The 12,317-nt window shown below is 71.8% G+C and carries 9 protein-coding genes; 3 read left to right on the forward strand and 6 right to left on the reverse strand.

The genetic code is table 11. The annotated features are described in order from the left end of the window. The first annotated feature begins 18 nt into the window (after positions 1–18). Positions 19–1,014 (forward strand): stage II sporulation protein M, encoded by a 996-nt coding sequence (locus MEBOL_RS26850; protein ID WP_095980127.1) that lies wholly within the window; start codon positions 19–21, stop codon positions 1,012–1,014. A gap of 21 nt (positions 1,015–1,035) precedes the next feature. Further along, entirely contained in the window at positions 1,036–4,983 is a 3,948-nt protein-coding gene (locus MEBOL_RS26855; protein WP_095983025.1) for a serine/threonine-protein kinase, read from the forward strand. Between the two features lie 3 nt (positions 4,984–4,986). Here the strand turns inward: MEBOL_RS26855 and MEBOL_RS26860 are convergent, their stop codons facing one another. The 6 genes from MEBOL_RS26860 to MEBOL_RS26885 are packed head-to-tail and all read right to left on the reverse strand — an operon-like array spanning position 4,987 to position 11,602. Further along, positions 4,987–6,294 (reverse strand): DUF58 domain-containing protein, encoded by a 1,308-nt coding sequence (locus MEBOL_RS26860; protein WP_095980128.1) that lies wholly within the window; start codon positions 6,292–6,294, stop codon positions 4,987–4,989. Further along, complete coding sequence (locus tag MEBOL_RS26865; protein ID WP_095980129.1) at positions 6,291–7,289, reverse strand: AAA family ATPase; 999 nt, start codon at positions 7,287–7,289, stop codon at positions 6,291–6,293. Before MEBOL_RS26865 ends, MEBOL_RS26860 begins: the two co-directional genes overlap by 4 nt. Next, positions 7,286–8,581, reverse strand: coding sequence for a DUF4350 domain-containing protein (locus MEBOL_RS26870; RefSeq protein ID WP_095980130.1), 1,296 nt, complete (start codon positions 8,579–8,581; stop codon positions 7,286–7,288). The genes MEBOL_RS26865 and MEBOL_RS26870 overlap by 4 nt, the downstream gene beginning before the upstream one ends. Continuing rightward, positions 8,574–10,400, reverse strand: a complete 1,827-nt coding sequence (locus tag MEBOL_RS26875; protein ID WP_095980131.1) for a DUF4129 domain-containing protein — start codon at positions 10,398–10,400, stop codon at positions 8,574–8,576. Before MEBOL_RS26875 ends, MEBOL_RS26870 begins: the two co-directional genes overlap by 8 nt. Positions 10,401–10,402: 2 nt before the next feature. Continuing rightward, a complete protein-coding gene (locus tag MEBOL_RS26880) occupies positions 10,403–10,675 on the reverse strand; it encodes a hypothetical protein (RefSeq protein ID WP_095980132.1) in 273 nt (90 codons plus the stop codon). Positions 10,676–10,723: 48 nt separating this feature from the next. Beyond that, positions 10,724–11,602 (reverse strand): phosphate ABC transporter substrate-binding protein, encoded by an 879-nt coding sequence (locus tag MEBOL_RS26885; protein WP_245918882.1) that lies wholly within the window; start codon positions 11,600–11,602, stop codon positions 10,724–10,726. 170 nt (positions 11,603–11,772) lie between these two features. Between MEBOL_RS26885 and MEBOL_RS26890 the strand changes: the two genes are divergently transcribed. Then, the gene (locus MEBOL_RS26890) at positions 11,773–12,309 is read left to right on the forward strand and encodes a DUF2780 domain-containing protein (protein ID WP_095980133.1); all 537 of its coding nucleotides are present in this window, start codon (positions 11,773–11,775) and stop codon (positions 12,307–12,309) included. The last annotated feature ends 8 nt before the right edge of the window (positions 12,310–12,317 follow it).

Here is a 12,317-nt window from a genome sequence, read left to right on the forward strand (position 1 = left end):
GGGATAGAGTGGCCTCGCATGGAGATGCCCGAGTTCATCGAGGCGCGGAGGCCGCGCTGGCAGACGCTGGAGACGCTGCTCGACAAGGCCGAGGGCCGGGGTCTGCGCGCCCTGGAGCTGGAGGAGGCGCGCTCCCTGGGCCGGCTCTACCGCGCCGTCTCCAGCGATCTCCTGTGGGTGCGCGCGCGCAGTGGCTCGGCGGACGTGAGCGAGTACCTGAATGATCTGGTGGGCCGGGCCTACGCGCTCACCTATCCGGGAGAGCGGCCGAGGCTCGCGGACATGTGGGGCTTCGTCGCCCGGGGCTTTCCCGCGCTCCTGCGCCAGGAGTGGCGCATGTACGCGGCGTCGCTGCTCCTGTTCCTCGCGGGGCTGGGCTTCGGCTACCTGGGCATGTGGGCGGACCCCGACGCGGCGCCCTACCTGGTGCCCACCGAGCACCTGTCGTTGGATCCCCTCCGCCGCGCCGCCGACGAGGCCGCGGGCGAGGGCGCCAGCGTGGAGCAGCAGGCGCAGTTCACCACCTTCCTCTTCACCCACAACATCCAGGTGGCCTTCCTCGCCTTCGCGCTGGGCATCACCGCGGGCGTGGGCACCGCGATCATGCTCTTCAGCAACGGGCTGATGCTGGGCGCGCTCGCGCAGGTGTACACGGCCAAGGGCATGGCGGGCTGGTTCTGGGCGTGGATCCTCCCGCACGGCATTCCGGAGATCACCGCCATCTGCATCGCGGGCGCGGCGGGCTTCGTCATCGCCCGGGGACAGGTGGCGCCCAAGGGCCTGCCTCGGGGCATGGCGCTGCGTCAGGAGGCGGTGGGGGCGGTGCGGCTGCTCTTCGGAACGCTCGCGCTCTTCGTGCTCGCGGGCTTCATCGAGGGCACCATCTCCCAAATCCATCCGCCCAAGCTGTCGGTGGCCTTCAAGGTGTCCTTCGCCCTGGTCGTGGGCGCGGGCGTTTATGCCTACCTGGGCTCGGATTGGATTCGCGCGGGACGGCGGGCCGCCGCACGGTAGTCCCGAGGCGTGGCGCACATCATGAATGACACCAAGACGCCGGAGGACGCGGAGACGGTTCCCTCCGCTCCCTCCTCGGGAGTGCTGTCCCCGGGGACGCTCGTCGACGAGCGCTTCGTCATCGAGGCCCTGGCGGGACGCGGGGGCATGGGGCACGTCTACCGGGCCCGGGATCAGGAGACGGGCCAGCGCGTGGCGCTCAAGCTGCTGCATGGCACTCCCGCTCCGGACGCGCTCTACCGCTTCCACCGGGAGGCCACGTTGCTGTCCTCGCTGCGCCACCCAGGACTGGTCGCGCATGTGGCCCATGGCGCCACCGAGCAGGGGCAGGCCTACCTGGTCATGGAGTGGCTGGAGGGAGAGGAACTGGCGCGGCGTCTGTCTCGCCAGCCCTTGAGCGTGGCCGAGAGCCTGTCACTGCTGCGCCGCGTGGCCGAGGCCCTGGCGCATGCGCATGAGCGGGGCATCGTCCATCGCGATCTCAAACCCACCAACCTCTTCCTGCGCGCGGGCCGTCCCGAGGACGGGGTCATCCTGGACTTCGGTCTGGCGCGGCACGCCGAGCCCACGCTCATGGGGGTGACGCGCAGTCACACCGTGGTGGGCACGCCGGGCTACATGGCGCCGGAGCAGGCCTCCTGCCACCCGGAGATTCCGCCCGCCGCGGACATCTTCTCGCTGGGGTGCGTGCTGTATGAATGCCTCACGGGGCGGCCGCCCTTCGAGGCGCCGCACTTCGCCGCCGCGTTGGCCAAGATTCTCTTCGCCGAGCCCGTGCCCCCGCGCGCACTGCGCCCCGGTCTGCCCGAGGCGTTGCAGGGGTTGGTGGAGCGGATGCTGGCCAAGGAGCCCTCGCGCAGGCTTCCCCATGCCACCGCGCTGCTCGAGGCCTTGTCCCTGCTGGACCTGGGGCCGGAGCGTCCGCCGTCGGGCTCGCTGGACGCGCCGTGGCTGCCCAGCCTCGCGGAGGGTGAGCAACAGCTCGTCAGCGTCCTCCTGGTGTCTTCCCTTGCAGGGGCTTCCCCTTCCTGGGGACGGGAGATGCGGGAGACCCTGCGCACCATGCTCGTGCCCCAGGGGGGCCGCGTCGAGGGGCTGGCGGATGGATCGCTGGTGGCCACGTTGCTGCCCGTGCGCGGCACGGCCACGGACCAGGCCGCGCTCGCGGCCCGATGTGCCCTCGCCCTCAAGGAGCGCTGGCCGGAGGCGTCGGTGGCGCTGGTGACGGGGCTCGGGGTGCTCGAGGCGCACCTGCCGGTGGGCGAGGCCATGGACAAGGCGGGCCGGCTGCTGCGGCGGATCGAACAGGCGCCCTCGTCCTCCGTGCTCATGGACGAGGTGACGGCGGGGCTGCTGGGCGCGGGTTTCCAGCTGACGCCTTCCGGCTCGGGCTCCTTCCTGTTGCGCAGCGAGCGGCTGGGCGTGGACACGTCGCGGCCGCTGTTGGGCAAGCCCACCCCGTGCGTGGGCCGGGAGCAGGAACTGGCCCTGCTCGAGTCCTGCTTCGCCACGTGCCGCGAGGAGTCCAACGCGCGGGCGCTGCTGGTGACGGCCGCGCCGGGCGTGGGCAAGTCCCGGCTGCGGCACGAGTTCCTGCGCCGCCTGGAGCACAAGGAGGAGCCGCCCCGGGTGCTGCTCGGCCGGGGCGACCCGATGCACAAGGGGGTCTCGTACGGCCTGTTGGGACAGGTGCTGCGGGAGCTGGGTGGCGTGGTGGAAGGCGAGCCCCTGGAGTCCAAGCGCTCCCGCCTGTTCCAGCGCGTGTCCCGGTATCTGTCCGAGGCGCAGGCCCGCGAGGTGACCCCCTTCCTGGGCGAGCTGTGCGCCATCCCCTTCCCGGACGAGGACAACCCCCGCCTGCGGGCCGCGCGCCAGGAGCCCCAATTGATGGGGGCGCAGATGGGCCGGGCGCTGGTGGCCTTCCTCGACGCCGAGTGCGCGCACACCCCCGTGCTCCTGGTGCTGGAGGACCTGCACTGGGGCGACGTGCTGACGGTGACGCTGGTGGACCGGCTGCTGCGGGATTTGAGTGAGCGGCCCTTCATGGTGCTGGCGCTGGCGCGGCCCGAGGTGAAGCAGCTCTTCCCGGCCCTGTGGGGGCGGGCGGTGCAGGAGTTGTCGCTCAACGGCCTGAGCCGCAAGGCCTGCGCGCGGCTGGTGCGCGAGGTGCTGGGGGCCGGGGTGCCCGACGCCGTGGTGCGGCAGACGGTGGAGCAGTCGGACGGCAACGCGCTGTTCCTGGAGGAGCTCATCCGCATGGTGGCCGAGGGGCGCGGAGACGCGGCGCCCGAGACGGTCCTGGCGGTGCTCCAGTCGCGTTTGATGCGCATGGAGGCCGGGGCCCGTCAGACGCTGTTGGTGGCGAGCATCTTCGGGCGGGCCTTCTGGCCAGGGGGCGTGGAGGAACTGCTCGGACGTCCGGCGGGGGATGGGTTGGTGCGGACGCATCTGCGGCTGTTGGTGGAGCAGGAGGTCATCGAGCCCGTTCCCGATAGCCGATTCCCCACCGCGCCCGAGTACCGCTTCCGCCATGCGCTGGTGCGGGACGCCGCCTATGGGTTGCTGGCCGAAGCGCACCGCACCCTGGCCCACCGGCTGGCGGGCGCGTGGCTGGAGCGCATGGGAGAGCCGGACGTCGAGGAGATCGCCACCCACTACCAGCTCGGACAGCAACCCGAGCGGGCCGCTCCTCTCTATACGCGGTCCGCGGAACAGCGCTTCGAGCACAATGACTTGCAGGGCACGCTGCGCTGCGTGAACGCCGCCCTGGCATGTGGAGTGGGTGACGAGGTCCTCTCGAAACTCCGAGCGCTCGAGGCCCTGGTGTCGTTCTGGAGCGATGACGTGCCTCGCACCCTGGAGCTTGGAGTGCCCATCCTGGACACCCTCCCCAGGGGAGGGCGGTTCTGGTGCTGGCTGTGTGGGGGACTCATCCTGGGCAACATCCTGGGGGGACAGGCCGAGGAGACCCAGCGGCTGTGCGAGCTGCTGCTGCGCACGGACCCCGAGCCCGATGCGGTGGTGCGCTACATCGAGGCCCTGGTGAGCATGAGCAGCACGCTCATGTGGTCGGATGAGCACCAGCTGATGCCGGTCCTGCGCAACCGGGCCCGGGAGGTCGGGGTCTCCAGCATGGAGCGGCAGGTCCTGGTTCGTGGCTACCTCCGGATGATGGAGAGCCAATACCTCTACCTCGTCGAGAGCAGTCCCTGGCGCTCCTTGCGGCAGGTGGAAGTCGCCCTGCGCGACTTCGAGGAGATTGGCTCGGAGCGCAACGTCTGCTTGTTGCGCAACGTCATGGGGCTGCTGTGTCTCGAACTGGGGGACGTGCCTGGCGCGCTGCGGTGTTTGCGTGAAGCGAGGGATGGGGCGTGGCGTCAGGCGCAGTACCTGCTGTCCTCCCAGGCGGGCTACTACCTGATGCAGGCCCTGGCCTTCAGCCCCGAGCCGGAGCATCGACGGGAAGCATTGGAGATGGCACGCGAGGGTCGGGATATCGAGCTGTCGATGGCCGTGTTCCAGGGCCTGCGGGACTCCTTCGCCGCGCAGACGCTTGGCGTCCACGGCGAATGGGGCGAGGCCGAGACGCGTGCCCGCCGGGCGTGTGAGCTGTTGGAGTCCCTTCCGTCCGTGCGGGGCTTCGCCCAGGCGGTCTTGTCGGAAATCCTGAGACGCCAGGGGCACCTCGATCAGGCCCGGAGCCTGGCGCGCTCCGGCGTGCGCTCCCTGGAGCTGTGCGGCACCGGGATCTACATGGTGTTCATCCACCTGTCGCTGGTGGAGGCCTGCCTCGCCCAGGGAGATGACGCGGAGGGAGAGGCCGCCTTGCGCAAGGCCCTCGAGCGCGTGCGCACCTGGGCTCACGACATCACGGACGCCGCCGCCCGCGAGCGCTTCCTCACCCAGGTGCCCGTCAATGCCCGGGTCCTGGCGCTCGCCCGGGCCCGGTGGGGGGACGTCCGCGTGTAGGCGCTACAGGACGCCGCGCGCCTTGATGTCGAGGTAGCGGTTGACGGCGGCGAGGCTCAGCTCGTCCGGCTGCACGTCGAGCATGTGCACGCCCCCGGCGCTCACCTGGGCCTTGAGGGATTCGCGGTCCGTGAGCAGTTCGCTCGCCACGGCCTGCTGGTAGGCCTGCTCGGGCCCCGAGGGCGTCGTGCGCAAGAGCTTCGCCAGGGCGGTGTCCCGGACGGACAGGCACAGGGGCACGTGCCGCCGCGCCAGGCGGTGCAGGGGCGCCACCATGGTGGAGGCCTGCTCCTCGTCGAGGAAGTCCGTGAAGACGCACAACAGGCTGCGCCGGGTGAGGCGCACGTTCAGCTCCTTGAAGAGCGCCAGGTAGTCCACGTAGGTGAGGCTCGGCGTGGTGGTGTAGAGCGCGTCCAATATCTTGCGGTACTGCAACCGGCCCGCCGCCGGGGGCAGGTACGTCTTCACGCCATCGGCGAACACGGCGAGCCCCACCCGGTCTCCGTTGCGCACCGCCACGAAGGCCAGGAAGAGCGCCGCGTTGACGGCATGGTCCAGCTTGGTGAGCCCATCCACCCGCGCGGCCATGGAGCGGCCCGCGTCCACGCAGATGAGGAGGGATTGCGAGCGCTCGGACTCCATCACCCGCGTCACCGGCCGAGAGCGCCGGGCCGTGGCCTTCCAGTCCACCTCGCGCACCGAGTCGCCCTGGGCGTAGTCGCGCAGACGGGCGAACTCGCTGCCCCGGCCGTCCCGGCGAAGCTGCCGCAGGCCCAGGTTCACGAGATCCAGGGCCGCGCCGGACAAGAGCAGCCGGCTGGCGCCGCGCATGTCCGGGAACACGGGCACGCTTTGGGCCGCGGGGAAGCGCCGCTCGTGGAGCACGAGGCCCAGGGGCCCGCGCACCCGCACGTGCACGTCTCCGAAGTCGAACCGGCCGCGGTGGGCGGGCGTCACCCGGTACACCCAGCGCGTCTGGCTGTCCGCGCTCAGGCGCAGCGGCGCCTCCTCGGGGGTGGCGGTGAAGGCGGCGGGCACGTCGTCGCGCACCTGGACGTCCACCGCGCGGCGTCCCCGGTGCACCAGCAGCAACTCCACCTTGTTCGCCACGCCCACGGACAGGCGGGGCGGCAGCGTGCGGTGCACCTCCAGGCGCACCTGGCGCGCCAGGCCCACGTCCACCGCCGCGAGCGCCAGGGCGAGCACGTCCAGCACCAGCACCACGCCGCCGAAGCCCGGGAAGAACCCCGCGGCCATCATCGGCACGGCCAGCAGGCACAGCAGCACCCACAGGCGCCCGGTGGGAATCACCGGGGGACCTCGATGGAGCGCACCACCTCGCGCAGCACGTCCGAGGGCGTGGCCCCATCCAGCTCCGCGTCCGGCGACAGCAGCAGGCGGTGCTTGAGCACGGGCCCGGCGAGGAAGCGCACGTCCTCGGGGGTGACGAAGCCCCGGCCGCGCAGCGCCGCCAGCGCCTTGGAGGCGAGCAGCAGGTGCACGCCCGCGCGAGGCCCCGCGCCCAGGCGGATGCGGCTGGAGGTGCGCGTGGCCGCCACGAGCTGGCGCACGTACGAGAGCACCGGCGGCTCCACCGTCACCTCGTTGAGCGCCGCGCGCGCCTCCAGCACGCCCTCCTTCGTCACCGCGGCGCCCACGCCCGCGCGCGTCAGGTCTCCCGCGTCGAAGCCCCGGTGCACCGAGGCGAGGATGGCGTCCTCCTCCTCGGGGGCGGGGTAGCCCACCTCGATCTTCAACAGGAAGCGGTCGAGCTGCGCCTCGGGCAGGGGGTAGGTGCCCTCGGACTCCACCGGGTTCTGCGTGGCGAACACGGAGAAGAGCGGCGAGAGGGTGAGGTTGCGGCCCTCCAGGGACACGGCGCGCTCCTGCATGGCCTCGAGCAGCGCGGACTGCGTCTTGGCGGGGGCGCGGTTGATTTCATCCGCCAGCAGCAGGTCCGTGAAGATGGGGCCGCGCACGAGCACGAAGGACTGGCTCTTCAGGTCGAAGATGCTGGTGCCCAGGATGTCCGCGGGCATCAGGTCCGGGGTGAACTGGATGCGCTTGAAGTCCGCGCTCACCGAGCGCGCGAGCGCCTTGGCCATGAGCGTCTTGGCCACGCCGGGCACGCCCTCGAGCAGCACGTGGCCTCCGGCGACGAGGCCCACGAGCATCAACTCGAGGGGCTCGTCCTGTCCGACGACGGCCTTGCGCACCTCGGTGAGCACCCCCTCGCGGATGGAGTGGGCGGCGGCCACGGCGTTGCTGGCGGGAAGGGGGGCGGTGGCGAAGGGAGGCGAAGTCATGGCTCCTCGGGGAGGGGGGCGAGGGGCGCGCCCGAGGGCGGCCCGGAAGGGTGGAGGCGCTGGCGCAGCGCCGCGGAGCGCGTGGCCAGTTTCATCAAGTCACTCTCGCTGGCCACGTCCTGGGCGCGGCGCACGAGCGCGCGCAGGCCCTGGGACAGGTCCGTGCGTCCGTTGGCGGCGAGGCTCTCGGCGACGGCGTCCGCGGGGGCGTGGGCGGGCAGGCCCGCGTGCTGGGCCAGCTCCTGGGTGAGGCCCCGGGTGAGCAGACCGGCGGCGAAGGCATGGTGGTGGCCCTCGCGGTACAGGCGGCTCATGGCGAAGAGGGCATCCGTGGCGCCCACCCGCGTGGACTCGGGCGGGGGGCGGGGGCGGCCGAAGCGCTTGAGGGCGAGCGCCCACAGCCCCAGGCCCAAGAGGAGCTGCGCCACCGCGAAGTGCAGGCCGTAGCGGCGGGCGAAGTCCACCACCGAGCGCTCGTTGGTGAAGCCGTGGTGGTGCTCGTCGAAGACGTAGGGGCCGGGGCCCAGGGCGCGCAGGGCGCTCAACCAGAACTGGGCGTTGTCCGCGCGCCCGAGCGCCTGATTCATGGCCAGCTCCGGCGCGCCCACGATCAGCACCTGGCCCGCGCCATGCGTCACCACCGCGGCCACGGTGAGCCCCAGGGGCTCGTCCTCGAGCACGGGGATGGCGTCCGCCCCGCTGAGCTCCAGGTAGGCCTGCACCCGGGCCTCCACGCGTTGCACGTCGAGCGTGTAGGGGCTGGAGAGCGGCGGCACGAGCGTGCGCATGGGCAGGGTGGTGTCCGCCTTGGTGAGCGTCACCCCGAGTTTTTCCAGGAGCGGATTCTCGCGCGAGCCCCAGGGCACGAGCACGAGCGTGTGGCCGGCCCATACATGGTCGAGCAGCTTCGTCGTCTCGTCCTCGCTCAGCTCGGGCACGTGTAGCCGGTTGAGCCCATGGCGGGGCACGTCCTCGTCCCGCAGCCCCTCGTCGCGCTCGGTGGCCAGCGCCGTCTGGTCCGGATCCGCCTCCTGGGCGCCCTCCACCTCCACCGCGAGCAGCACGAGCGTGCCCGGCTCGTGGAGGATGAGCAGATCCGCGGTGCGGCGAGAGACTTCCAGCCCGCTCTCCTCGGCCAGCAGGTAGAGGCCGCGCGAGCCATCCGGCTGGGCCCGCCAGGTGGAGAGCGTGTCGGCGAAACCTCCCCGCGCCGCGCCGCGCACGAGCCACGCGCCGAGGATGGCGATGACGAGCAGGCTCCCCGCCACGAGCAGTGGGAATCGGTCACGCACGGGCGGGCTCCGTGGGGGCGGGAGGGGCCAGCATGGGGGCGCACAGCTCGCGGAACTCGCGGTAGCCGTCCGGGCCCACGGGCAGGTTGCCGTACCAGGCGAAGTCGAAGCGCAGCGTCAGCTCGCGGAAGGGCGGCTTCCACTCGGTGCGCCCGCGGAACTGGAGCAGGTAGTCCCAGTTGCTCGCGTGGCTGTCGTAGTGGATGACGCCCTCGCGGTGCAGGCGCGAGAGCAGGGCCAGGTACAGCCCGCGCACCGCCTCGCGGTACTCGCCCCGGGCGGCCAGCGTGTCGGCGAGGTGGGCCCAGCCCTCGGGCGGACGCGAGAGGGCGTTCATCGGATCCGCCGCGAGCGTCGCCGCGTCCTGCGTGCTCACCTCGAGCCCGGCGTCTCCGTCCGCCCGCCGCCGCTCGGCCAACGAGCGCCACAGCACCCACGCGAGCACGCCCAGCGCTCCGGCGATGAGGATCGCCACCAGGGCATTGGCCACGCTCTGCCCGCCCGAGACGTTCGTGCGGGGCGGCCGTGGGGCCGTCTCCTTGCGATTGAAGAACTCCTTGAGGCGCTCGCCCAGCCAATCGAGGAAGCGCTGCCAGAGGCCAGGGGGCTCCGGGGGAACGAGCTCCTTCGACGAGTCCTGGGGGGACTGGGGCTCGGGCACCTGGAACTCGGGCCGCGCGAGGATGTCCCGGGCGCGCGCCTGGGCGCTCTCCTTTTGTTGCCGCTCCAGCGCGACGGTCTGGGCGGCGAGCACGATGCCCTGCTCGAGCCTCCCCAGGGCCTCGCACTCCTCGCCGTCGTACACGTCCTTTTCCACCGAGCGCACGAGCCGTTCGAACTTGAGGGCTTCCTCCGGACCGAGCGAGTCGAGCGTGTGGGCCCAGTCCTCCTCGGGCACTTCCTCGCACACGCCCATCACCCCTTCCACGCGCTCGCGCAGCGGAGGCTCCTCGGCCCGGGCGGGAGGCGCGAACAGGCCCGTCCCCAGGAGCGCGGCGAGCACGAGCGCCGCCTTGCGCACGGGGAGCTGTTGCACCGCGGCGATCAAATCCAACCCTTCCTGGCGCACGCGCCCGTCCACCAGGAGCAGGGTGGCGGTGGCGGCGCGCAGGGGCTCGAAGAGGGTGAAGGTCGCGGCCACGAGGAAGACGGTCCAGGCGGTGTTGTCCAGCGAGGCGAAGCGCTCGACGAAGGTGAGATCGATGCCGAGCAGCTTGCGGCCCACGTACAGCAAGGCATTGGCCGCGATGTGCAGGTTGATGAAGACGAGCCCCTGCACGAGCAGCAGCACGCGCACGCCCACCGCGTTGCCGCGCGCCGGGCCGAGCAGCTTGCCGCATTGGCCATACAAACCGAGGGGACTGCCGCGGCCCCGCAGGGCGGCGGCGTAGCCCACCAGGTGCGAGGACAGGAAGAAGAAGGCGCAGCCCAGCGTGAGGGAGAGCGACAGCAGGTTGAAGAGGAACAGATAGGCCACGGCGCACAGGAGGCTGGGCGTCCGGGCCAGCGCCGCCCGCAGGGAGGCCCAGGCGGTGGGGGGCTGGGCGCCCGTGCCGAGCAGCAGCTCCTGCACATGGTGGCACGCGGCGCCCTGGAAGAGGCCCCGGGCGAGCCAGGCGAGGGTGAAGCCCAGCGCGGGCAGCTCGAGTGCGCGGTGGTGCATCACCGCGTCCGTCAGGTGCAGGAGCGCGGCGGTGACGAGCGCGCCCCCGGGCAGGGTGAGGGCCCAGACGCCGGCGCTGCGCACGCACACGCGCAGGGCCGCGTCCAGGATGGCCACCGCGCCCCGGGGACGCAATTCGAGCGCGGACACGGCCATGGTCAAAGCCCCGAGGCCAGGTGGGCGGCCACCCAGACGCCGCCATACAGCAGGGCGGCGCCCACCAGGGCCAGCAGCACGTTGCCCACGGACCACTCCCGCCGCTCCGCCGTCACCTCCAACGCCTTCAAGCGCTGCGCGAGGCAGGTGGCGCACCGGTTGATGCCCTCGAATTGCGTGGTGCACTCGCGGCAGATGACGCGGCGGCATTCCACGCAGATGCCCAGGCCGGTGCGATCCGGATGGGAGTGGCAGCGGCCAGAGCCCTGAATCATGCGCGCGAGCCTACGAAATCCCCAGGCGCCGAGGCCAGCGCCGAAGCACTACTTCACCGGGAAGAAGCCCGCGTCGATGACGGTCCTCTGCCCCTCGGGGGACAGGGCATGGTCGATGAACTCCCGCGCGAGCCCGGAGGGGGGGCGGACCAGATCGAAATACAGCTCGCGCGCGAGGGGATAGGTGCCATCGCGAAGGGTCTCCGCCGAGAGGAAGACGGCCCGCTGGGCATCGCGGCCGACCTTGAGCGCCTTGACGCCCCGGAGGTAGGCGGCGCCCCCGAAGCCGATGCCATGGCGCTCCAGGGACACGGCGTTGACCACCGCGGCGGTGCCCGGCAGCGTCTGGGCGCGCTCGGTGAAGTCCTGTCCGCCGAGCACCCGCTCCTTCACATAGGCGTAGGTGCCCGAGGAACTCTCGCGCGAGTACACGACGATGGGCTTGTCCTCGCCGCCCACGTCCTTCCACCGGGTGGTGTCCCCCAGGTAGATGGCCTTGAGCTGCGCGAGGGTGAGGCCGCTCACGGGGTTGCTCTCGTGGACGTAGAAGGAGATGCCATCCAGGGCCACGGCGAGCTCCACCGGCCCCTGGGGGTGTTTCTGGCGCACCTGTCGCCGCTCGGCGTCCTCCAGGGGCCGGCTGGCCATGGCGATGTCCGTGGTGCCGTTGATGAGCGCCGCGATGCCCGTGCCCGAGCCCCCGCCCGTCACCTGGATGCGGGCGCCCGGGTGGGCCTTCATGAAGTGCTCGGCCCAGCGCTGGGCGAGGATGACGAGGGTGTCCGAGCCCTTCACCGTCAGCATGACCTCGGGACCCCGGGGGGGCGTGCCCGCGTCCTCGCCCGAGCCCTTGGGCGGACGTCGGCATCCCGACACGAGGACGAGCAACACGAGCGGAAACAGATGGGAGCGGCGAGGCCATCTCATATGGGGTCGGAGGATACACGTTGCCCCCGCCACTCCATCCGTCGGGGAGCGGACGGCGTCACACGCGGGGTGGTTTTGGGATTGGGGTGGCCCGGCGGGTCCGGTACAAATCCGGGCCGCCGGGGAACGTGGTTCGCGGCAAAACGTGGTTCGCGGCAAGGAGAGGGGCAATGGATTTCATCGGACAGCTCTCACAGCAAATGGGCGTGGACTCCCACCAGGCACAGGGTCTCGCGGGCTCCTTGCTCAAGCTGGTGCAGGGCGCGGTGAAGGAGAAGATGGGGCCGGAGGCGGCGGACCAGATGGACTCGGCCATTCCCGAGATGCGGGATTGGCAACAGCAGGCCGAGTCCGGTGGCGGACTGATGGGGGCGCTGGGCGGACTCGGGGGCCTGCTCGGAGGCCAGGGCCAGGGCGCGTCCGGGGGCGGACTGATGGGGGCGCTCGGAAGCGCGGCGGCCCAGGCGGGGGAGGTGGCGGGCGTGGTGTCGCTGCTGCAACGCTTCGACATCGACGCGGGCAAGGCCTCGCTGGTGGCGCCCCTGCTGCTCAACTTCCTCAAGTCGCGGTTGGACCCTCAACTGGTGAGCGGCATCCTCCTGGTGGTGCCGATGCTGGCCAACGCCGCCGGAGGCAAGCCGCCCGAGGGAGGCGGCTCCGCGGGGGGCGGCGGTCTCGGCGGATTGTTGGGCGGCCTCATCCGTTAGGCGCTTCC

It is taken from the genome of Melittangium boletus DSM 14713 (assembly GCF_002305855.1).
Classification (GTDB): Bacteria; Myxococcota; Myxococcia; order Myxococcales; family Myxococcaceae; genus Cystobacter; species Cystobacter boletus.